A 19405-nucleotide genomic window follows, 5' to 3' on the forward strand; every position below is an offset into this window, starting at 1 on the left:
CATTCACCTGGCGTTCACCGGCCGGCTCGTGACGATCTGCGCAGGTAACCCGTAGGCTTTTGATCATGCGTACCGCGTACCACGAGCAGCTGGAAGCCCTGTCCACCCAGCTCGGCGAGATGTGCGGGCTGGCGGGCGTTGCCATGGAGCGCGCCACACAAGCCCTGCTGCAAGCCGATCTGGCGCTGGCCGAACAGGTGATCACCGACCACGAACAGATCGTCGCGATGAGCGTGCGCGCCGAAGAGAGCGCATTCGTGCTCCTGGCGCTGCAGGCCCCGGTGGCCGGGGACCTGCGCGCGATCGTCAGCTCGATCCAGATCGTCGCCGACGTCGACCGGATGGGCGCGCTGGCCCTGCACGTCGCCAAGATCGCCCGGCGTCGTCACCCCCAGCATGCGCTGCCCGAAGAGGTCAACGGTTACTTCGCCGAGATGGGCCGGGTGGCCGTCGAACTCGGCCACAGCGCTCAGGAGGTGCTGATCACCCGCGACCCGGAGAAAGCAGCACGCATCCGCGAAGAAGACGACGCGATGGACGACCTGCACCGGCACCTGTTCACCGTGCTGATGGACCGTGAGTGGCGCTACGGGGTCGCGGCGGCGGTCGACGTGACGCTGCTGGGCCGCTTCTACGAGCGCTTCGCCGATCACGCCGTGGAGATCGCGCGCCGGGTGATCTTCCAGGTGACCGGGCACGCCCCCGAAGAGGAGGAGCTACCGGCCACACGCTGACAGCTCCCGACAGCGAGCGAGCCCCCCGGAATTCTCTCCGGGGGGCTCGCTCGCTGTCGGGGTGATTCGGTCAGCCGAAGCGGCCCGAGATGTAGTCCTCGGTCGCCTTCTGCGTCGGGTTGGAGAAGATCTTCTCGGTGTCGTCGATCTCGATCAGCTTGCCCGGCTTGCCGGTCGCCTCGAGGTTGAAGAACGCCGTCTGATCGCTGACACGGGCCGCCTGTTGCATGTTGTGGGTGACGATCACGATCGTGAAGTCCTGCTTCAGCTCGGCGATCAGATCCTCGATCGCCAGCGTCGAGATCGGGTCCAGGGCAGAGCACGGCTCGTCCATCAGCAGCACGTCCGGTTGCACGGCGATCGCCCGGGCGATGCAGAGCCGCTGCTGCTGGCCACCGGAGAGCCCGCCGCCGGGCTTGTCCAACCTGTCCTTCACCTCGGTCCACAGGTTCGCGCCCTTGAGCGACCGCTCGGCCACCTCGTCGAGCGTCTTCTTGTTGCGCACGCCCTGGAGCTTCAGGCCGGCAACCACGTTGTCGCGAATCGACATGGTGGGGAACGGATTCGGGCGCTGGAAGACCATACCGATGGTCTTGCGCACCCCGACCGGGTCGACACCGGCACCGTAGATGTCGTCACCGTCGAGCAGAACCGAACCTTCGACGCGGGCGCCGGGGATGACCTCGTGCATCCGGTTCAGGGTGCGCAGCACGGTGGATTTGCCGCAGCCCGACGGTCCGATGAACGCGGTGACGCTGCGCGGCGGCACCGACATCGACACGTCGGCGACGGCGTGGAAGCTGCCGTAGTAGATGTTGACGTCTTTGAGATCGAGTCGCTTGGCCACAGCAGTCTCCTAAACCTTCTTGGGCGCAAAGAATTTGGCGATGAAACGGGCACCGACGTTGAGCAGCGCGATGACGATGATCAGCGTCAGCGCGGCGCCCCACATGCGGTCGGTGGGCACCGGATTGGCCCCGGCCCCGGCGGAGGTCTGGTCGTACATCATGCCGGGCAGCGAACCCATGAACCCGCTGAACATGTCGAAGTTGATGGCCTGCGAGTACCCCACCAGGATCAGCAGCGGCGCCGTCTCGCCCATCACGCGGGCCAGCGACAGCAGGATGCCGGTGACGATGCCCGACAGCGCGGTTGGGATCACGATGGCCGCGATCGTCTTCCACTTCGGCACGCCCAGTGCGTAACTGGCTTCCCGCAGGTCCATCGGGACGATGCGGAGCATCTCCTCGGTGGACCGCACGATCACCGGGATCATCAGGAGTACCAGCGCCAGCGACACGGCGATGCCCGACCGTTCGAACCCCAGCGTCGCCACCCACAGTGCGTAGATGAACAGCGCCGCGACGATCGACGGCACACCGGTGAGGATGTCGACCATGAAGGTGGTGAGCTTGCCCAACCGTGTGCCGCCGCCGTACTCGACGAGGTAGATGCCGACGAAGACGCCGATCGGGATCGAGATGACCGCGCACACGGCGGCCTGCAGAAGGCTGCCGACGATCGCGTGATAGGCACCCCCACCGGCGACGAACGCGGTCATGCCCGCCTGGGAGTTCAGCCACCAGGTACTCGAGGTGATGACACCGATCCCCTTGGCCACCACCGTGTAGAGCACCCAGAGCAGCGGCACGAGCGCGATGATCACCGAGGTGGTCACCAGGACGGTCGCCACGTTGTTGGTGACCTTGCGGCGCGTGCTGACGCCCTGGAACGTCGGCGACTTGACGGGGCGGTCCAGTGTCGGCGAACTCATGATGCAGACCGGTCCTTTCCGGAGACCGCGGCGCGCGCCAGCGAGTTCACCACGAAGGTCAGGATGAACAGCACCAGACCGGCCGCGATGTAGGCGCCCGCCTTGTACTGGTCGTTGAATTCCGATGCGGCAGCGGCGATCTTGCTGGCGAAGGTGTAGCCGGCGTCGAACAGCGTCCAGCCGAACGCCGACTGGGTGCCGCGCAGGATGATCAGCAGCGCGATCGTCTCACCCAGCGCGCGGCCCAGGCCGAGCATCGCGCCGCTGATGTACCCCGACATCCCGAACGGCAGCACCGTCGTGCGGACCACCTCCCAGCGCGTCGCGCCGAGAGCGAGCGCCGCCTCGATCTGTCCGCGCGGGGTCTGCACGAACACCTCGCGCGTGACGGCGGTGATGATCGGAAGGATCATCACCGCCAGCACGATGCCGGCGGTGAAGATCGTGCCGCCACCGGCGACCGAAGCGTTGCCCGACGCGAACAGGAAGAACCAGCTCCCGAGGTTCTCGTTGAGCCACACCGCCGCCGGCCTGATCACCGGCGCGAGCACGTAGAGGCCCCAGACGCCGTAGATGATCGACGGCACCGCGGCGAGCAGGTCCACCATGTAGGCCAGCGGGCCGACCACCCGCTTGGGTGCGTAGTTCGTCAGGTAGATGGCGATGCCGAGAGCGATCGGCATCGCCAGCACCAGCGCGAACACCGACACGAACACCGTGACCTGCAGTAGGTCCAGGATGCCGAACTGCATCGCCGAGGTGTCGGTGGTGATCCAGTTTCCTCCGTAGAGGAAGAAATTCTGTTCGTTGCGCGCCAGCGCGGGGATCGCCCGCCAGAGCAGGAAGATGCCGATCGCGGCGATGATCGCGACGATGAGCACGCCCGAGCCCTCGGCCAGCCCACGGAAGATCCGGTCGCCCAGGCGCACCACGCCGCGCCGCGAGGGGTCGGTGGACAGTGGCGTCGGCTCGGGGTGAGGTTCGGCCAAGGTCTCACCCGACCCCGAGCCTGTCGGATTGGGGATAGTCACAGAAGTCCCGTCAGAGCCCTTCTCGATACTGTTGAACGTCATCGGTGTGTGGCACCCATCCTCGCCTCGAACGTGCTACCGCGCCAGCGCGCGTCTGGCTACTTGATGGCCTCGATGGAGGTCAGCAGGCGCTCCTTGAACTTGTCGGGCAGCGGCACATAGCCGGCACTCGACAACCCGCCCTGACCGTCGTTGGCGGCCACGGTCAGGAACGACTTGACCGCTGCGGAGGTCTCGGGGTCGTACCCGGCCGAGCAGACGATCTCGTAGGTGGCCAACACCAACGGGTAGGCGCCGGCTTCCTTGGTCCCGTACAGCGAATTCAGGTCGAGGATCAGGTCGTTGCCCTCGGCGGCGAACTTCGCGTCGTCGATCGCCTTGCCTGCGGTCTCGTCGGTCAGTTCGACCGCGCCGGCTCCCGTGTCGATCTGGGCCATCGGCAGCCCTGCCTGCTGGGCGAAGCCCTTCTCGACGTAGCCGATCGAACCGGGTGTGGCCTGCACGGCCTGGGTGACGCCGGCGGACTTCGAGGCGCCCTCGCCGGCGCCGCCGTTGAACTCGCTGCCGGCGTCCTTCGTCCAGGTCTCCGGCGCGGCAGCCTTGAGGTACTTCTGGAAGTTGTCGGTGGTGCCCGAGGAGTCGGAGCGGTAGATCGGGGTGATCGCCGTGTCCGGCAGGGTCGCTCCGCTGTTCAGCGCGGCGATCGCCGGGTCGTTCCACTTGGTGATCTGGCCCTGGAAGATCTTGGCGAGGGTGTCGCCGTTGAGCACGAGCTTGTCGACGCCCTCGAGGTTGTAGGCCATCGCGATGGGTCCGAACACCAGCGGGAGGTTCCAGGCCGGGTTGCCGCCGCACCGCTGCGCAGCGGCTGCCACCTGGTCACCCGAGAGCGCCGAGTCCGAGCCGGCGAAGTCGACGGTGTTGGCGATGAACTGCTCACGGCCCGCCCCGGATCCGGTCGGGTTGTAGGACAGGTTCTTGCCCTGGCACTTCTGGCCCCAGACCTGGTTGAACAGCGCGACGGCATTCTGCTGGGCGGTCGAGCCTTCGGCGGTCAGCGAGTTCTTGCCACCGCAGTCGGCCGGGGCGGAGCTGCTCCCCGACGCGGACGAGGAGTCCGAGCCTGCCGACGGCGTGTTGTTGTCGCTGCCGCATCCGGCGAGGGTGATCGCGGCGACCGCCGCGACCGAGACCGTCGTGCCGAACGTCTTGCCGATGCTCTTGCGCTTCACTGATCCCACTTTCGTCGTCCGCGTGTGTCGGTGGCCGGTACGGCTCCGAGCTCACCCGGCAAGCTATGCGCCGGTAGTTGACGTACTGCGGATTACGAGTGAACGGGAGGTGAACAGGTACAGCGATTTCACAGGTGGTAGCTGGTAGGGCGACTGTAGGCGGCATCGACGGTCGCGACCTCGAAACCCAATCGTCGGTAGGTCTTCACCGCAGCGGCGTTGTCCGATTCGACGTAGAGCATCACCTCGGCGTCCCGGCCCGCGGCAGTCAGCCGGTGTGCGAGGTGGTGCAAGCCGGTGAGGGTGAGCGCAGCGCCCAGACCGCGCCCCTGCGCGGACGGGTCGACCCCCACCACGTACACCTCGCCCAACGTGTCGGAATGTGTCTTGGTCCAGTGGAATCCGAGGAGATCCCCACTTGTGGTGTCGTGCGCGAGGAACAGTCCGGCCGGGTCGAACCACGATTCGTCGCGTCGCTCCGCGATGTCGGCGTCGGTCCAGCCGCCCTGTTCGGGGTGCCAGGCGAACGCGGCGTTGTTCACGCGCAACAGGTCAGCGTCGTCTGCCGGTCCCGAGTACGTGGTGATCCGCACCCCGGCCGGCGCCGGTGTCGGTGGCAGGTCGGCCAGGCTGCGCCGCATCTGCCACAGCTCGCGCACCACGGCGAGCTCGAGCGCCGCGGCGGTGGCTCGGGCAGGCGCGAGGTTGCCGTGCGCCCAGATGCGGGCGTCCGGACCGCCGGCGGGCAGGCCGGCGCCGATCATCGCCGCACCGATGCCGCGTCGCCGCGCCTCGGGGTGCACGACCAGTTCTGCCATCGCGGGAGCGCCGTCGCCGGCAGGCGCGAGATTGAGGTAGCCGAGCACGTCGTCGCCGTCTCGGGCGAGCAGATGCCGGGTGCGGTCGTGGGCGAGTTCGCGGAGTACCTGGTCCCCGACGGGTGCGATCCCGTCGATGTGAGAGGCCGCGGAGATCAACTCGCGGATGAGGTGCTGTTCGTGGTCGGTCAGCCGCTCGCGCCAGTCGATCGCCGTCACGTTCTGCGCAGCGCGTCGGCGGGCGTCGCGGGGATGTCGGCGTGGCGCAGGGCATCGACGACGGAGCTGTCGGCGCCGCCCGCACCGTCGACGTCGTCGTACGGGTCGTCGTCCATGTCCTCGGCCAGATCGGACTCCGCGGCGGCCGACCGTCCCCGCGCGGGCCGGACCGCTTTGTAGCCGACGTTGCGTACGGTGCCGATCAGCGATTCGTATTCGGTGCCGAGCTTGGCCCGCAGCCGTCGCACGTGCACGTCGACCGTGCGGGTGCCGCCGAAGAAGTCGTACCCCCACACTTCCTGCAGCAGTTGCGCCCGGGTGAACACCCGGCCGGCGTGCTGGGCCAGGTATTTGAGCAGCTCGAATTCTTTGTAGGTCAGGTCGAGAGGGCGTCCGCGCAGTCGCGCCGTGTAGGTCCCCTCGTCGATCACCAGCTCCCCGAGGCTGATCTTGCCCACGTTCTCTTGGTTGGCCGCTCCGCCGCGTCGGCCGACGAGAAGCCGCAGCCGCGCGTCGATCTCCGCCGGTCCGGTGCTGGGCAGCAGGATCTCGTCGAGCCCCCATTCCACGTTGACGGCCACCAGGCCGCCCTCGTTGACGACAGCGACGACCGGCACGGCCGTTCCGGTGGTGCCGAGCAGGCGACACAGGCCGCGTGCGGCGGCGAGGTCGGTGCGGGCGTCGACGATCGCCACATCCGCGGTTCCGGCTTCCAGCAAAGACGACACTTCGGTGGGCGCCGTCCGGACATTGTGCGCCAGGAGCGACAACGAGGGCAGGACGGATTCAGGATGCGGGTCAACAGTCAGTAGCAGTAGGTCCAACTGTCCCCTCCAGCGCCGTGGAGATCATCCGGGACCTCGCCGGTACGTCTTTGTCGCGCGGTGACTTCCCAGATTCATACCTGACATACGGCCGTTACCCGGCCGATGGCTTCCTAACGATAGCGTGCCACCTGCTCTTAAGCCGCGCCGAACGTGGGACGCCGGCGGTGTGGGCAACAATGTCGGCGTGCGCAGGTTCGTCATCGGTGCCATCGCGACGGTGGTCGTGGTTCTCCTCGGCGCGCTCGGAATCGACTTCGGATCAGCGGTCTACGCCGAGTATCGCCTGGCCAGGAGCGTGCGGACGGCCGCGGATCTGCAGTGGGACCCGTCGGTGGCGATCCTCGGGTTCCCGTTCCTGACGCAGGCGGCCGATCACCACTACAACGAAGTCGAGATCAAGGCCAGTGGCGTTGATCACGCCGTGGTCGGCAAGGCCTCGCTGGAAGCGACCCTCCATTCGGTGGATCTCGGCGATTCCTGGCTGATCGCCCCCGACGCCACCCTGCCCATCGGCAAGCTGGAAAGCCGGATCATCATCGACTCCACCCACGTCGGACGCTTCATGGGCATCCCCGATCTGCTGGTGGAAGCGCCCACCCGGGAGACCAACGACTCGACCGGCGGCACCACGGAGTCCGGTATTTCCAGCAACAAGGGCGTCGTGTTCACCGGCACTCCGCGTCAGGCCGGGGTCGATCAGCGCGTCAGCATCGCGGTGGACCTGTCGGTGACCGGGCCCGACCAGACGACGCTGACGATGACGGCGACGGGCGTGCTGACCGGTCCGGGTACGGCCGATCAGGACGTCCCGGCGGACAAGCTGCCCGCCGTGCTGGCCGCTTTCTCCACAGAGATGCCGGGACAGAAGTTGCCGTTCGGAGTCGCGCCGACCAGCGAGGGCGCCCGCGGCTCGGACCTGATCATCGAGGGCATCACCGAGGGAGTAAGGGTGCCCCTGAATGAGTTCAGGATGTCATGAGTGCTTCCTGGATCGCCGTGATCGCGGTGCTGGTCGCCGCATTCGGCGTGGCGTTCGTCATCGGCAGGCTGCTGACCTCACGTGCCGGTTCGGTGACTCCGTCCGCGGATTCGCCTGCCGTGGACACCAGCGAGCTGGGCCTGTCCGGTACCGGGCCGACGGTCCTGCATTTCGGGGCGGTGTGGTGCGGTCCGTGTGCGGGGGTCCGCCGCGTCGTCGATCAGGTGTGCGCCGACCTGCCGGCGGTGGCGCACGTGGAGATCGACATGGACGCCAATCCCGATGCCGCGCGCCGTCTTTCCGTGCTGTCTCTGCCGACGACGTTCGTCTTCGACGCCGAAGGACGCCAGCGGTATCGGGCGTCCGGCGTTCCGACAGCCGCTGACCTGCGGTCCGCTCTGCTGCCGCTGTTGGCTTGATCACGTGGTCGTTCGGTAAGCTGTCAGCCGTGTCAGCCCGTGTCGAGCTCAGGCTCACCAAGCGCCGCGCAGTCGATCTGTGCCGCGTTGCGGGTTGTTGCTGTTGTTGTAGCTGCTAGGTAGCCGCGCCGGTCTCGGCGTCGCGCTCCCCGGCGGTCTCGTCGCGAGCCGCACCAGCCAGTCCAGACAACAGGAGCATTTTCATGTCGCACGTCTCGCAGATCACACAGCACCCGGCACCGACCGAGGTCGACGTTCGCGGTCCGCGATTCGTCGCGTGGATCGCCACCGGCGTGCTGGTCGCGACTCTGCTCGTGTCGACGGTCAGCACTGCGCTGGCCGCCGGTGTCCTCGCCGCCCAGGCGGTCGTGTTCGCGCTCGGCGCCACGCTCGGTCCCCGTCGGCACCCGTACGGTCTCGTGTTCTCGGCGCTCGTCGCTCCGCGGCTGGGTCCCGTGACGGAGCGGGAGCCGGTGGCTCCGCTGAAGTTCGCCCAATTGGTCGGCCTGCTCTTCGCGGTCGCCGGTGTCGCAGCCTTTTTCGCCGGGTCGCCGACGCTCGGGCTGGTGGCCACCGGTCTGGCGCTTGCGGCCGCTTTCCTCAACGCAGCCTTCGGCATCTGCCTGGGCTGCCAGCTCTATCCGTTGTTCCTCCGCCTCAAACCCACTCACTCGTAGTCGAAAGGATCTCCTCCATGGCACGCTCCGACGTCCTGGTCACAGCAGACTGGGCCGAGAGCAATCTCGATGCGCCGAAGACCGTCTTCGTCGAGGTCGACGAAGACACCAGCGCATACGACACCGGGCACATCCCGGGCGCGATCCGGCTCGACTGGAAGACCGATCTGCAGGATCCGGTCAAGCGCGACTTCGTCGACCAGCAGCAGTTCTCGAAGCTGCTGTCGGAGCGCGGCATCGCCAACGACGACACGGTGGTGCTCTACGGCGGCAACAACAACTGGTTCGCCGCCTACGCCTACTGGTACTTCAAGCTGTACGGCCACGCCGACGTCAAACTGCTCGACGGTGGCCGCAAGAAGTGGGAGCTCGATGCGCGGCCCCTGTCCACGGATGCGGTGAAGCGGCCCGAGACCAGCTACACCGCCCAGGCACCCGACAACAGCATCCGCGCGTTCAGGGATGAGGTCATCGCGGCGATCGGTGAGAAGAACCTGGTCGACGTGCGCTCGCCCGACGAGTTCTCCGGCAAGATCCTGGCGCCGGCGCATCTGCCGCAGGAGCAGAGCCAGCGCGCCGGTCACATCCCGTCGGCCATCAACGTGCCGTGGAGCAAGGCCGCCAACGAGGACGGCACCTTCAAGTCCGACGAGGACCTGGCCAAGCTCTACGCCGACGCCGGGTTGGACGGTGAGAAGGAAACTATCGCCTACTGCCGCATCGGGGAGCGCTCGTCGCACACCTGGTTCGTGCTGCAGGAGCTGTTGGGACACAAGAACGTCAAGAACTACGACGGCAGTTGGACGGAATACGGCTCCCTGGTGGGCGCCCCGATCGAGTTGGGAAGTTGATATGTGCTCTGCACCGAAGCAAGGACTGACGTTGCCCGCGAGCGTCGACCTGGAGAAGGAAACGGTCATCACCGGCCGTGTCGTGGACGGCTCGGGTCAGGCGGTCGGCGGGGCGTTCGTGCGCCTGCTCGACAGCTCCGACGAGTTCACTGCCGAGGTCGTCGCGTCGGCCACCGGTGATTTCCGGTTCTTCGCTGCGCCGGGCACGTGGACGCTGCGCGCACTGTCGAAGGCCGGCAACGGCGACGCCACCGTGGCGCCGTCGGGGGCGGGAATCCATGAGGTCGACGTCAAGGTCGCGTAGGACATCGCGTAGGACATCGTGTAGGACATAGCTCGTAGCGCACGCGACGTCGAGGAGTCACGCCGTCACGTCCGGCGTGGCTCCTCGCCCGATCGCTTTGACATTGCTGTGAAATCGCTGCGCGTTGAGCTGCTGTCGGCGACGATAGGTGCACTGCCCGCGCGCCCGCGTGGACCACACCTTTCGAGGACCCGACCATGAAGATCACCATCGCCTTTGCTGCGGCTGCTGCGTTCGCCACGGTCGGGGTCGTCAGCGCGCCCGCTGCCCTCGCGGATCCCGAGGGTGATTTCCTCACGGTGATCGGCAAGGGTGGCATCACCTGGCCTTCGGACAAGACCCAGCAAGTGCTCGACACCGGCCGTGCGGTCTGCCAGGACTGGGAGAACGGCGCCACCTTCGAGCAGGAGGTCGCCGACCTGACCAGCGTCACCGACTGGTCGGACTACCAGGCCGGCTACTTCGTCGGCGCGGCCACCGGGGCCTTCTGCCCGGAGTGGGAGAGCAAGGTCAGCTGACTCCTGCGCCCCGATGGGCAGAAGCTAGACTCTCCTGCGTGGTGCTGTTCTACGAACTCCTGCTCGTCGCGGCCGTCGTGGTGATCACGTGGTTCGCGTTGTACGCGCTGTACCGGCTGATCACCGACGAGTCGTGACTTCTGGCGACGAGGCGGTCGCCGCTGCTGCCGAGCGCGCCCGGCGGACCGCCGCGCGCAACATTCCGGCCTTCGGGGATCTGCCCGTGCCCGCCGATACCGCCAACTTGCGCGAGGGCGCCGATCTCGACGATCGGCTGCTGGCGCTGCTGCCACTGGTCGGGGTCTGGCGCGGGGAGGGCGAGGGTCGCGGCTCGCACGGCGATTATCGCTTCGGCCAGCAGATCGTGGTTTCTCATGACGGGGCCGACTACCTCAATTGGGAGGCGCGCTCCTGGCGGCTGACCGACGAGGGCGACTACGACGGACCGACGTTGCGCGAGACGGGATTCTGGCGCTTCGTCAACGACCCCGGTGATCCCGGTGAGTCGCAGGCCATCGAGTTGCTGTTGGCGCATTCGGCCGGCTACGTGGAGTTGTTCTACGGTCGGCCACTCAATCAGTCCTCATGGGAATTGGTCACCGACGCGCTGGCGCGGAGCAAGTCGGGAATTCTGGTCGGCGGAGCGAAGCGTCTCTACGGGATCGTCGACGGCGGCGATCTCGCCTACGTGGAAGAGCGGGTCGACGCGGACGGCGGTCTGGTTCCGCACCTGTCCGCCCGCCTGGCTCGGTTCGTCGGTTAGTGCGGCGCGCAACGGCCGCGGTGGTGTGCGCGGCGAGTATGACCATGGCGTGCTCCGCGGCGTGCTCCTCTCCCGCCCAGCAGGAACCCCCGCCGTCGACCACGGCGTCTCCGAGCGTCGGGCACGGGTCGCTCGCGTACTGCCTGAGCCAGCACGGCATGCCGAAGGCGCCGGGGCCGGTGACAGGTCCTCCTGCCGGCGTCGATCCCGCGAAGTGGGAAGCAGCGATGCGGGACTGTTCGTCACTGGCGCCCGGGCCGGGCGCGCCGGCCCAGCCCTAGAACGGCCCGGCCCCAGAAACGGAGCAGCCCCCGAGCCGTCATCCTCGGTCGGACTCAACCAAGGGGCTCGGGGGCCGGGTGGCTGCGGGGAATTCGCCAGCGCGCGCAGTAGGCGTCAAGCGCTCCCCGGCGCTGCTAGCTCGCAGCCACCTCACATGTCCATAAGTCACTCAATTTGTCGGACCACCTCCTTCCCTGTGTACAGGCGAAGGTACTCGCGCTCTGGCTGCGCGACAAGGGAATTAATCTCTCAGCGATCACTGAGGATCGCCGCGTCGATCAGCGCGGCGATGTCGGCGGCCATCGGTGCCGGCGCCAGCGCAGTGCCGTCGAGGGTGTGCACGCGCGCGGCCAGCGTGATGCTCGACACCAGCCACACCCCCTGCGCGGTCATCAGGTCTGCGGGCCGCAGGGCCTGGTAGTCGCAGTCGAAGCCGGCGGTTCGCGCCGCCTCGAACAGCGCCCGCTGCGTCGTGCCGCGCAAGATCGGATACCAGGGCGGCGGCGTCAGCAGGCAGGGGCGCCCGTCGTCGGACGTCGTCGCGATGACGACCGTGGAGCGGGGACCTTCGAGGACGTATCCGTCGGTGCTGACGAACACGACGTCACCGGCGCCGTGCCGCTCGGCGTGCCGCAGCGCGGCCATGTTGACGGCGTAGGACAGCGTCTTGGCTCCCGCAACCAGCCACGGCAGGTTCTCGTCGGCGTTCGAGGCCAGTCCGCGGTCGAGCGTCAGCGCGGTGACGCCGGCGCGGCGCGCCTCGGCGACGCGAGGTGCCAGCGGGCCGATCGTGGCGTAAGACGTACCGCGGGGGTCGCTTTCGCGACCTCGGCTGTACACCAGGCGCAGCACGCCCTCGTCACCGCCGCCGGCGAGCCATCGGGTGACGGCCAATTCGATCGCCGATCGCCACGCCGGAAGGTCGGGTGCGGCCAGGTCCATCAGCTGCGCCGAATGCGCCAGCCGCGTCAGATGCGCCTCCAGTAGGCAAGGCCTGCTCGCGCGGATCAGCAGGGTCTCGAAGATCCCGTCGCCGCGCACGGCGGCGAGGTCGTCGGCGTGCAGCAGCGGCGCTGACGGATCGCAGACCACACCGTCGAGGGAGACCACCACACTGAGTCCGGCCATGGGGCATCAGCGTAGCGGCGCCGGAAAGCCGCAGGCTCGTAGAGTTGTGGCATGTCTGTGCACACCTCCGCTGTCCCAGCGCCCGAGAACGGGCCCGACGCCGGCGCGGTCTGGCATTACGGCGATCCGCTGGGCGAGCAGCGCGCGGCGGCGCGCGCGGCGATCGTGGTGGACCGGTCGCACCGCGCCGTGCTGCAGCTCACCGGAGCGGAGCGCAGGAGCTGGTTGCACACGATTTCCAGCCAGCACGTCAGTGATCTGCCCGACGGTGCGGTGACGGAGAATCTCAGCCTCGACGGCCAAGGGCGGGTCGAGGATCACTGGGTGCAGACACAGCTCGACGGCGTCACGATCCTCGACACCGAACCGTGGCGGGGCGAGCCGCTGCAGGCCTTCCTCCGCAGGATGGTGTTCTGGGCTGACGTCGTGGTGGACTCGTCGGACCTGGCGGTGTTGTCGCTGCTGGGTCCTGAGGTGTCCGGAGCGGCAGTGCTGGCGGCCCTGAGTGTGCCGGCGCTGCCGGTCCCGGGCACGGCCATCCCCCTGCCGGAGGGCGGGTTCCTACGCGTGTTGGCGGGCACCGCCGACGAGTTCGACCTCGTCGTACCGCGCGACCAGGCGGATTCCTATCTGAAGCGGTTGGAGGCCGCCGGGGTGCGGCGTGCAGGGGTCTGGGCGTACGAAGCGCACCGGGTGGCGGCGCTGCGGTCTCGTCTGGGCGTCGACACCGACGACCGGACGATCCCGCACGAGGTGGGCTGGATCGGCTCGGCGGTGCACCTGGACAAGGGCTGCTACCGGGGCCAGGAGACCGTCGCGCGGGTGCACAATCTCGGCAAGCCGCCGCGCATGCTGGTGCTCCTGCACCTCGACGGTGCCACCGATCGCCCGGCCACCGGCGACCCGGTGCTGGCAGGCGGGCGCGCCGTGGGCCGGGTGGGCACCGTCGTGGAGCACGTGGACGAGGGTCCGATCGCGCTGGCACTGCTCAAGCGGGGCCTGCCGGCGGACACCGAACTGGTGACCGGCGGCGAGGTGGCGGTGTCGGCGGCCATCGATCCTGACTCGCTACCGGCCGCCGATGTGGCAGGAGCAGGCCGATTGGCGGTCGACAGGCTGCGCGGCGCCGCGCGGTGACATACCCGCGACCCGAGCAAAACGGGGCCTGCCAGCGCCGCGGCGTTCGGCACGGTAAAGTGTCGGCAGGACAATAGACACACTCAGATCGGAGCCGCCTAGCAATTAGGCCGCTCCGTTATTGCGCGAGGGGGTTCCCCCATGGGCCGCGGCCGGGCAAAGGCAAAGCAGACCAAGGTTGCTCGTGAGCTCAAGTACAGCTCACCGCAGACCGATTTCGAGCGGCTTCAGCGCGAGCTGGCCGGTGGAGACGACGACCGCCTCGGCGGCGACGTGCCATCGGATGATCGCTGGGTAGACGAGGACGACTGGCGGCCGTAGCCGCCGGTACGTCCGGCTCCCCCGGTCAGAATCGGGGGTGTTGGCCCACGAGCACAGCTCGTGACGCGTCCTTGCTGCCCTTCTCGATGGTTCCGAGGGTCCAGCAGCTCAGGTGACGAGCAGTCAGGACGGCCAGCGCGCGATCGGTGTCCTCCGGCGCGACGACGGCCACCATCCCGACGCCCATGTTGAACGTCTTCTCCATCTCGACGCGTTCGATGCGGCCGCGCTGGGCGATCATGCCGAACACCGGCGCCGGGGTCCATGTGCCCCGATCCAGGTGGGCGACCAGGCCCGGCGGGATGACCCGTTCCAGGTTGCCGGCCAATCCGCCGCCGGTGACGTGGCAGAACGTGCGCACCTGCGTTTCGGCAGCCAGCGCCAGGCAGTCCTTGGCGTAGATGCGGGTGGGCTCGAGCAGCTCTTCGCCCAGGGTGCGGCCGAACTCTTCGACGTGGCCGGCCAGGTTCATGTGATCGATCTCCAGCAGCACGTGCCGGGCCAGGCTGTAGCCGTTGGAGTGCAGGCCGGTCGAGGCCATGGCGATCACGACGTCACCGGGGCGGACCCGGTCGGGGCCGAGCACGTCGTCGGCCTCGACGACACCGATACCCGTCGCGGAGATGTCGTAGTGGTCGGGTGCCATCAGCCCGGGGTGTTCGGCGGTCTCCCCGCCGAGGAGGGCGCACCCGGCTGCCACGCAGCCTTCTGCGATGCCGGCCACGAGTTCGGCGACGCGTTCGGGCACAGTGCGTCCGACGGCGATGTAGTCCTGCAGGAACAGCGGTTCGGCCCCGCACACCACCAGGTCGTCGACCACCATGGCGACCAGGTCGATGCCCACGGTGTCGTGTTTGTCCATCGCCTGGGCGACGGCGAGCTTCGTGCCCACCCCGTCGGTCGAGGACGCCAGCAGGGGTTCGCGGTAGCCGCCGCGGAGGGCGAACAGGCCCGCGAACCCACCGAGGCCGCCTCGGACCTCAGGTCGGGTCGCCTTTTTGGCGAGGGGTTTGAACAGTTCGACGGCGCGGTCGCCTGCTTCGATGTCGACCCCTGCCGACGCGTAGGAAATGCCGTGTTGTTCGGCGCGATCGGTCATCGGCCATAAGGCTACCGCTCGGCCACGACGGCCGGTACGGCGCTAGCCGACGTGGCGGTCGAGCCACTGCTCCAGCGGCACCGCCGCGCGCAGCGTCGTGACCACGCGGTCCTTGGCCTTCGAGGTGCCCAGCCAGGCGCCGACGGGCCAACTCTTGATCATGGCGATGCCTTTGTGCCGCAGCAGCTCGATGCGCGGGTGGTCCGCGGGATAGCCTCGCGGCGCCGTCTTGAGCACGTCGTGCGCCGTGATCTGGTAGCCGGCGCGGCGCAGGTGCGCGACGATGTCGGCCAGGTCGGCGCCGGAATCCTCGTCGGCCACGGCCGACCGGAAGCGCTGCAGGGCCGCCGAGTCGGGCATGTACAGCCCGCTGCCCGCAGACAGCCCCTCGGCGGAGAAGGACACGTAACCAGCGCCGATGCGGGCCGCGCAGGTGGTCTTGTACGGGCTCTTGTCGGTGCTGAACCGCACGTCGCGGTAGGGCCGGAACATCGTGCCGTGCCCGAATTCGTCGGTGAGCTCAGCCAGCAACTCCTCCGTCGGCGCCTTCACGTACCGCTCGTAGGTCTCCCGGTGGTCCTGCCAGTAGACCTTGGAGTTGTCCGCCTCGAGGCCCTCGTAGAACTCGACCCCCTCGATCGGCCATCCGCGAAACGCCATGGCGTCATTGTGACGCTGTGCGATGCTGCTTGCCCATGGGATGGATGCGGCACTGGGGCGCGACGATTGCGGCGCTGGCGGCACTGCTCGCCGCGCCGGGCGGGGCGGCGGCCACGCCGGGCACCGGGGTCGAGGCGGTCACCTTGTCGGACTCGACGGCCGGCGGCAGCCACTACGTCGCCAAGCTGCTGACCATCGCTCCGGGCGGCGCCACCGGCTGGCACTTCCATCCCGGCGACGTGTTCGGTGTGGTGCGGTCCGGCACGCTGACGCACTACCGCGCGGACTGCACGGTCGACGGGGTGTATCCGGCGGGATCGACGATCACCGAGGCGAGCGGGCCCGGCTACGTCCACGAGGGACGCAACGAGGGCACGGAACCGCTGGTGATGTGGGTGCTCTACGCGAATCCTGCCGATCCGCCCGATCGCCCGCTGGTGGTCGACGCCGCTGATCCGGGCTGCCGAATGCCCGGGGCTGCTTAAGCCGCCCGTTTGCGGGCAATCTAGCCCGGTATCGGCACCGAAGACCTCTCGAGTGTCGGCGACGAACGGAGTGCAGGTGTCGACTGAGCAGATCAAGTGCCTGGTGACGGGTGCGACCGGGTACATCGGCGGGCAGTTGGTGCCCGAGCTGCTCGGACGGGGACATGCGGTGCGGGCGATGGCACGCAAGCCGGCGAAGCTGGATTCCGCGCCGTGGCGCGACCAGATCGAGGTGGCCGCGGGTGATCTGACCAAGCCGGACTCGCTGGAGGCGGCGTTCGAGGGTGTGGACGTCGTCTACTACCTGGTGCATTCGATGGGCACGTCGAAGGATTTCGTCTCCGAGGAGGCTCGCTCCGCGCGCAATGTGGTGACCGCCGCCGAGAAGGCAGGGGTACGCCGCATCGTCTACTTGAGCGGTCTGCATCCCGAGGGCGTCGACCTGTCGCGCCACCTGGGGTCGCGCGTGGAGGTCGGCGAGATCCTGCTGGCCTCGTCGATCGAGACGGTGGTGCTGCAGGCAGGCATCGTGATCGGGTCGGGTTCCGCGTCCTTCGAGATGGTGCGTCATCTCACCGACCGGCTGCCCGTGATGACGACACCGAAGTGGGTGCACAACAAGATCCAGCCGATCTCGATCGACGACGCGCTGTACTACCTCGCGGAAGCGGCCAGTGCCGACGTTCCTGAGTCACGCACGTGGGATGTGGGCGGGCCCGACGTCATGGAGTACGGCGACGCGATGCAGACCTACGCCGACGTCGCGGGGCTGCGCCGCCGCGTGATGGTGGTCCTGCCGTTCCTGACGCCGACGATCGCCAGCCACTGGGTGGGTCTGGTGACGCCGATCAAGGCCGGGCTCGCGCGTCCGCTGGTGGAGTCGCTGGAATGCGACGCGATCTGCCACGAGCACGACATCGACGCGGTGATCCCCCCGCCGGCGGCAGGACTGACCTCGTACCGCGACTCCGTGGTGGCCGCCCTGAAGGAGGATCACACGGGACGCAGGCACCTGCTGCGGTTCAGCAAAGTCGCGCCGCAATAACTCTCGCGGCGTCGGCTCTACGGGCGGCGCAGCGCCGAGGCGTTGTCGTTCTCCGACGTCAGCGGAATGCCGGTACGTGCGGCGGTGGCCAGCATGTGCTCGATGACGTTCTTGCCCAACGCGGTCTCACCCGGCAGTTCGATCGGGTAGTTGCCGTCGAAGCAGGCCGAGCACAGGCGCGAGGCGGGTTGCTCGGTGGCCGAGATCATGCCCTGCTGCGAGATGTAGGCCAGCGTGTCGGCGCCGATGGCGTGGCGGACCGCGTCGAGCATCTCCTCGCCGGCGCCGTCGGCGTTGGCCGCATTGGCGATCAGCTCCGCCGGCGTGGCGAAGTCGATGCCGTAGAAGCACGGCCATTTCACCGGCGGGGAGGCGATGCGTACGTGAACCTCGACGGCACCGGCTTCGCGCAGCATCCGGATCAGGGCCCGCTGGGTGTTGCCCCGCACGATCGAGTCGTCGACGACGATCAGCCGCTTGCCACGGATGACGTCTTTGAGCGGGTTGAGCTTGAGCCGGATACCGAGCTGGCGGATGGTCTGCGACGGCTGGATGAAGGTACGGCCGACGTAGGCGTTCTTCATCAGGCCCTGGCCGTAGGGGATGCCGGATTCCTGCGCGTAGCCGACGGCGGCCGGGGTCCCGGACTCGGGCACACCGATCACGAGGTCGGCGTCCACGGCGCTCTCCCGGGCGAGCCGGCGGCCGATGTCGACGCGGGTGGCGTGCACCGAGCGGCCGACGAGCGTGCTGTCGGGCCGGGCCAGGTAGACGTACTCGAACACGCAGCCTTTGGGCGTCGGATTGGCGAATCGCGTGGACCGCACGCCATCGGCGTCGATGGCCAGCAGCTCACCGGGTTCGATGTCGCGGACGAACGAGGCGCCGACGATGTCGAGCGCGGCGGTTTCCGACGCGACCACCCAGCCGCGGTCGAGCCGGCCGAGCGAGAGCGGCCGCACGCCGTAGGGATCGCGGGCAGCGTAGAGGGTGTTCTCGTCCATGAAGGTCAGGCAGAAGGCGCCACGAACCGTCGGCAGCAGTTCCAGTGCGGCCTGCTCGAGCGAGGAATCCGCCGCGCCGTGTGCCAGCAGGGCGCCCAGGATGTCGGAGTCGGTGGTCGCCGCAGCCGCCCCGCGGTTGCTCATCAGGCCTTCGTCGCGTGCGCGGGCGCGTGCGCGGGCGGCCAGCTCGGCGGTGTTGACCAGGTTGCCGTTGTGTCCCAGGGCCACGCCGGTGCCTGCGGCGGTGTTACGGAACACCGGCTGGGCGTTCTCCCACGTGGTGGAGCCGGTGGTGGAGTACCGGCAATGTCCGACGGCGACGTGACCGGGCATCGCGGCGAGTGTCTGCTCGTCGAAGACCTGGCTGACCAGCCCGAGATCCTTGAAGACCAACACCTGGGAGCCGTCGGCCACAGCGATGCCCGCTGCTTCCTGGCCCCTGTGTTGCAGGGCATACAGGCCGTAGTACGTGAGTTTGGCCACTTCCTCGCCGGGTGCCCAGACTCCGAAGACTCCGCACTCTTCTCGAGGCTCGTTCTCATGCTGGGCGGGCTGCTCGGCGGTCACGATCGGCGCTGCTCCCTAGGGGCGGTGGGTGACGGTGGCCAGTCTACGGTCAACCGCTGTCAAACGCGGAATCTCGCCGCGCCGTAGTCGACAACCGCTGTGGCCGCGCGGCGATTCCCCGGTCACTGCGGCAACGCGAGCAACGGCAGCGCCGCGGCGATCTCCCGAGCCCGTGACCCGGACAGTTGAAGTGCGCCGGTGACGGCCGCGTCGTCGAGCGTGCGCAGACCGGTGGCCAGCAACAGCCAGGTGCGCGGGTCGGTTTCGACGATGTTGGGCGGGGTGCCGCGGGTGTGACGCGGGCCGGCGACGCACTGGACGGCGACGAACGGCGGCACCCTCACCTCGACAGAGGCACCGGGGGCGACCGACGCCAGCGTCCTGGCCGTCGCCCGCACCGCGTCGGCCACCTTAGGGCGCGGCGGGGTTTCGGCGTGCTCATCGCGCAGCCAGTCCGCCACCGCGGCGACGGCGGCGCGGGTCTTTTCCGGATCGAGCGCACGGCGAACGGCCATGATCTAGGTTCTCAAA

24 protein-coding genes are annotated in these 19405 nt (G+C 68.4%); 13 read left to right on the forward strand and 11 right to left on the reverse strand.

Translation table 11 applies throughout. From position 1 onward, the window contains the following. Nucleotides 1-65 precede the first annotated feature (65 nt). On the forward strand, nucleotides 66-734 hold the full coding sequence (gene phoU / locus ACXYX3_RS22020) for a phosphate signaling complex protein PhoU (RefSeq protein ID WP_458609005.1): 669 nt from the start codon (nucleotides 66-68) through the stop codon (nucleotides 732-734). A gap of 70 nt (nucleotides 735-804) precedes the next feature. Here phoU and pstB read toward each other — a convergent pair whose 3' ends face one another. The 6 genes from pstB to ACXYX3_RS22050 all read right to left on the reverse strand — a co-directional run bounded on the left by pstB (nucleotide 805) and on the right by ACXYX3_RS22050 (nucleotide 6632). Continuing rightward, a complete protein-coding gene (gene pstB / locus ACXYX3_RS22025) occupies nucleotides 805-1581 on the reverse strand; it encodes a phosphate ABC transporter ATP-binding protein PstB (protein ID WP_241203433.1) in 777 nt (258 codons plus the stop codon). 9 nt (nucleotides 1582-1590) lie between these two features. Continuing rightward, nucleotides 1591-2508, reverse strand: coding sequence for a phosphate ABC transporter permease PstA (pstA, locus tag ACXYX3_RS22030; protein ID WP_241203434.1), 918 nt, complete (start codon nucleotides 2506-2508; stop codon nucleotides 1591-1593). Next, nucleotides 2505-3581, reverse strand: a complete 1077-nt coding sequence (pstC, locus tag ACXYX3_RS22035) for a phosphate ABC transporter permease subunit PstC (protein WP_458609006.1) — start codon at nucleotides 3579-3581, stop codon at nucleotides 2505-2507. Before pstC ends, pstA begins: the two co-directional genes overlap by 4 nt. A gap of 56 nt (nucleotides 3582-3637) precedes the next feature. Continuing rightward, complete coding sequence (gene pstS, locus ACXYX3_RS22040) at nucleotides 3638-4771, reverse strand: phosphate ABC transporter substrate-binding protein PstS (RefSeq protein ID WP_458609007.1); 1134 nt, start codon at nucleotides 4769-4771, stop codon at nucleotides 3638-3640. A 128-nt stretch (nucleotides 4772-4899) separates the two neighbouring features. Next, nucleotides 4900-5808 carry a mycothiol synthase gene (mshD, locus tag ACXYX3_RS22045; protein WP_458609008.1) on the reverse strand — a complete coding sequence of 303 codons (909 nt, stop codon included), beginning with the start codon at nucleotides 5806-5808 and terminating at the stop codon, nucleotides 4900-4902. Continuing rightward, a complete protein-coding gene (locus tag ACXYX3_RS22050; RefSeq protein ID WP_458609009.1) occupies nucleotides 5805-6632 on the reverse strand; it encodes a winged helix-turn-helix transcriptional regulator in 828 nt (275 codons plus the stop codon). The genes mshD and ACXYX3_RS22050 overlap by 4 nt, the downstream gene beginning before the upstream one ends. Before the next feature lie 169 nt (nucleotides 6633-6801). On the opposite strand from ACXYX3_RS22050, the gene lmeA reads away from it, so the two are divergent. The 8 genes from lmeA to ACXYX3_RS22090 all read left to right on the forward strand — a co-directional run bounded on the left by lmeA (nucleotide 6802) and on the right by ACXYX3_RS22090 (nucleotide 11146). After that, nucleotides 6802-7614: a mannan chain length control protein LmeA gene (gene lmeA, locus ACXYX3_RS22055; protein WP_458609010.1), complete on the forward strand. Its 813-nt coding sequence runs from the start codon at nucleotides 6802-6804 to the stop codon at nucleotides 7612-7614. Then, the gene (locus ACXYX3_RS22060) at nucleotides 7611-8033 is read left to right on the forward strand and encodes a thioredoxin family protein (protein ID WP_458609011.1); all 423 of its coding nucleotides are present in this window, start codon (nucleotides 7611-7613) and stop codon (nucleotides 8031-8033) included. The genes lmeA and ACXYX3_RS22060 overlap by 4 nt, the downstream gene beginning before the upstream one ends. Before the next feature lie 29 nt (nucleotides 8034-8062). Beyond that, nucleotides 8063-8152: an Ms5788A family Cys-rich leader peptide gene (locus ACXYX3_RS22065; protein WP_374238313.1), complete on the forward strand. Its 90-nt coding sequence runs from the start codon at nucleotides 8063-8065 to the stop codon at nucleotides 8150-8152. An 84-nt stretch (nucleotides 8153-8236) separates the two neighbouring features. Beyond that, the gene (locus ACXYX3_RS22070; RefSeq protein WP_458609012.1) at nucleotides 8237-8710 is read left to right on the forward strand and encodes a DUF4395 domain-containing protein; all 474 of its coding nucleotides are present in this window, start codon (nucleotides 8237-8239) and stop codon (nucleotides 8708-8710) included. A gap of 17 nt (nucleotides 8711-8727) precedes the next feature. After that, nucleotides 8728-9561: a sulfurtransferase gene (locus ACXYX3_RS22075; RefSeq protein WP_241203442.1), complete on the forward strand. Its 834-nt coding sequence runs from the start codon at nucleotides 8728-8730 to the stop codon at nucleotides 9559-9561. Between the two features lies 1 nt (nucleotide 9562). Continuing rightward, nucleotides 9563-9865: a DUF1416 domain-containing protein gene (locus ACXYX3_RS22080; RefSeq protein WP_241203443.1), complete on the forward strand. Its 303-nt coding sequence runs from the start codon at nucleotides 9563-9565 to the stop codon at nucleotides 9863-9865. Between the two features lie 197 nt (nucleotides 9866-10062). Further along, nucleotides 10063-10383: a DUF732 domain-containing protein gene (locus tag ACXYX3_RS22085; protein WP_458609014.1), complete on the forward strand. Its 321-nt coding sequence runs from the start codon at nucleotides 10063-10065 to the stop codon at nucleotides 10381-10383. Nucleotides 10384-10516: 133 nt separating this feature from the next. Beyond that, a complete protein-coding gene (locus ACXYX3_RS22090) occupies nucleotides 10517-11146 on the forward strand; it encodes a heme-binding beta-barrel domain-containing protein (protein WP_241203445.1) in 630 nt (209 codons plus the stop codon). A 531-nt stretch (nucleotides 11147-11677) separates the two neighbouring features. On the opposite strand, the gene ACXYX3_RS22095 is transcribed toward ACXYX3_RS22090, so the two are convergent. Continuing rightward, on the reverse strand, nucleotides 11678-12556 hold the full coding sequence (locus tag ACXYX3_RS22095; protein WP_458609015.1) for an aminodeoxychorismate lyase: 879 nt from the start codon (nucleotides 12554-12556) through the stop codon (nucleotides 11678-11680). A 51-nt stretch (nucleotides 12557-12607) separates the two neighbouring features. On the opposite strand from ACXYX3_RS22095, the gene ygfZ reads away from it, so the two are divergent. Further along, on the forward strand, nucleotides 12608-13693 hold the full coding sequence (gene ygfZ, locus ACXYX3_RS22100; protein WP_458609016.1) for a CAF17-like 4Fe-4S cluster assembly/insertion protein YgfZ: 1086 nt from the start codon (nucleotides 12608-12610) through the stop codon (nucleotides 13691-13693). Nucleotides 13694-13834: 141 nt separating this feature from the next. Next, nucleotides 13835-14014, forward strand: coding sequence for a DUF3073 domain-containing protein (locus tag ACXYX3_RS22105; protein ID WP_335332929.1), 180 nt, complete (start codon nucleotides 13835-13837; stop codon nucleotides 14012-14014). 25 nt (nucleotides 14015-14039) lie between these two features. Here the strand turns inward: ACXYX3_RS22105 and purM are convergent, their stop codons facing one another. After that, on the reverse strand, nucleotides 14040-15113 hold the full coding sequence (purM, locus tag ACXYX3_RS22110; protein WP_458609017.1) for a phosphoribosylformylglycinamidine cyclo-ligase: 1074 nt from the start codon (nucleotides 15111-15113) through the stop codon (nucleotides 14040-14042). Nucleotides 15114-15155: 42 nt separating this feature from the next. Next, a complete protein-coding gene (locus ACXYX3_RS22115) occupies nucleotides 15156-15773 on the reverse strand; it encodes a DUF2461 domain-containing protein (RefSeq protein ID WP_458609018.1) in 618 nt (205 codons plus the stop codon). A gap of 35 nt (nucleotides 15774-15808) precedes the next feature. Here ACXYX3_RS22115 and ACXYX3_RS22120 point away from each other — a divergent pair, with 35 nt between their 5' ends. Then, a complete protein-coding gene (locus ACXYX3_RS22120; protein ID WP_458609019.1) occupies nucleotides 15809-16258 on the forward strand; it encodes a cupin domain-containing protein in 450 nt (149 codons plus the stop codon). Between the two features lie 76 nt (nucleotides 16259-16334). Continuing rightward, a complete protein-coding gene (locus ACXYX3_RS22125) occupies nucleotides 16335-17303 on the forward strand; it encodes an NAD(P)H-binding protein (RefSeq protein ID WP_458609021.1) in 969 nt (322 codons plus the stop codon). Between the two features lie 17 nt (nucleotides 17304-17320). Here ACXYX3_RS22125 and purF read toward each other — a convergent pair whose 3' ends face one another. Both purF and ACXYX3_RS22135 read right to left on the reverse strand, forming a co-directional pair. Beyond that, entirely contained in the window at nucleotides 17321-18874 is a 1554-nt protein-coding gene (purF, locus tag ACXYX3_RS22130; RefSeq protein WP_458609023.1) for an amidophosphoribosyltransferase, read from the reverse strand. Nucleotides 18875-18996: 122 nt separating this feature from the next. Further along, on the reverse strand, nucleotides 18997-19389 hold the full coding sequence (locus tag ACXYX3_RS22135) for a sterol carrier family protein (RefSeq protein WP_458609024.1): 393 nt from the start codon (nucleotides 19387-19389) through the stop codon (nucleotides 18997-18999). Between the last annotated feature and the right edge of the window lie 16 nt (nucleotides 19390-19405).

It is taken from the genome of Mycobacterium sp. Panama NTM2 (genome assembly GCF_054355555.1).

Excerpts from the sequence above, each read along its gene's own strand:
- phoU (WP_458609005.1), top strand. The coding sequence starts at position 66 with ATGCGTACCGCGTACCACGAGCAGCTGGAAGCCCTGTCCACCCAGCTC.
- ACXYX3_RS22115 (WP_458609018.1), bottom strand. The coding sequence starts at position 15,773 with ATGGCGTTTCGCGGATGGCCGATCGAGGGGGTCGAGTTCTACGAGGGC.
- ygfZ (WP_458609016.1), top strand. The coding sequence starts at position 12,608 with ATGTCTGTGCACACCTCCGCTGTCCCAGCGCCCGAGAACGGGCCCGAC.
- ACXYX3_RS22105 (WP_335332929.1), top strand. The coding sequence starts at position 13,835 with ATGGGCCGCGGCCGGGCAAAGGCAAAGCAGACCAAGGTTGCTCGTGAG.
- purM (WP_458609017.1), bottom strand. The coding sequence starts at position 15,113 with ATGACCGATCGCGCCGAACAACACGGCATTTCCTACGCGTCGGCAGGG.
- pstC (WP_458609006.1), bottom strand. The coding sequence starts at position 3,581 with ATGACGTTCAACAGTATCGAGAAGGGCTCTGACGGGACTTCTGTGACT.
- ACXYX3_RS22060 (WP_458609011.1), top strand. The coding sequence starts at position 7,611 with ATGAGTGCTTCCTGGATCGCCGTGATCGCGGTGCTGGTCGCCGCATTC.
- ACXYX3_RS22120 (WP_458609019.1), top strand. The coding sequence starts at position 15,809 with ATGGGATGGATGCGGCACTGGGGCGCGACGATTGCGGCGCTGGCGGCA.
- ACXYX3_RS22135 (WP_458609024.1), bottom strand. The coding sequence starts at position 19,389 with ATGGCCGTTCGCCGTGCGCTCGATCCGGAAAAGACCCGCGCCGCCGTC.
- ACXYX3_RS22095 (WP_458609015.1), bottom strand. The coding sequence starts at position 12,556 with ATGGCCGGACTCAGTGTGGTGGTCTCCCTCGACGGTGTGGTCTGCGAT.
- ACXYX3_RS22075 (WP_241203442.1), top strand. The coding sequence starts at position 8,728 with ATGGCACGCTCCGACGTCCTGGTCACAGCAGACTGGGCCGAGAGCAAT.
- pstA (WP_241203434.1), bottom strand. The coding sequence starts at position 2,508 with ATGAGTTCGCCGACACTGGACCGCCCCGTCAAGTCGCCGACGTTCCAG.
- ACXYX3_RS22085 (WP_458609014.1), top strand. The coding sequence starts at position 10,063 with ATGAAGATCACCATCGCCTTTGCTGCGGCTGCTGCGTTCGCCACGGTC.
- ACXYX3_RS22080 (WP_241203443.1), top strand. The coding sequence starts at position 9,563 with ATGTGCTCTGCACCGAAGCAAGGACTGACGTTGCCCGCGAGCGTCGAC.
- ACXYX3_RS22070 (WP_458609012.1), top strand. The coding sequence starts at position 8,237 with ATGTCGCACGTCTCGCAGATCACACAGCACCCGGCACCGACCGAGGTC.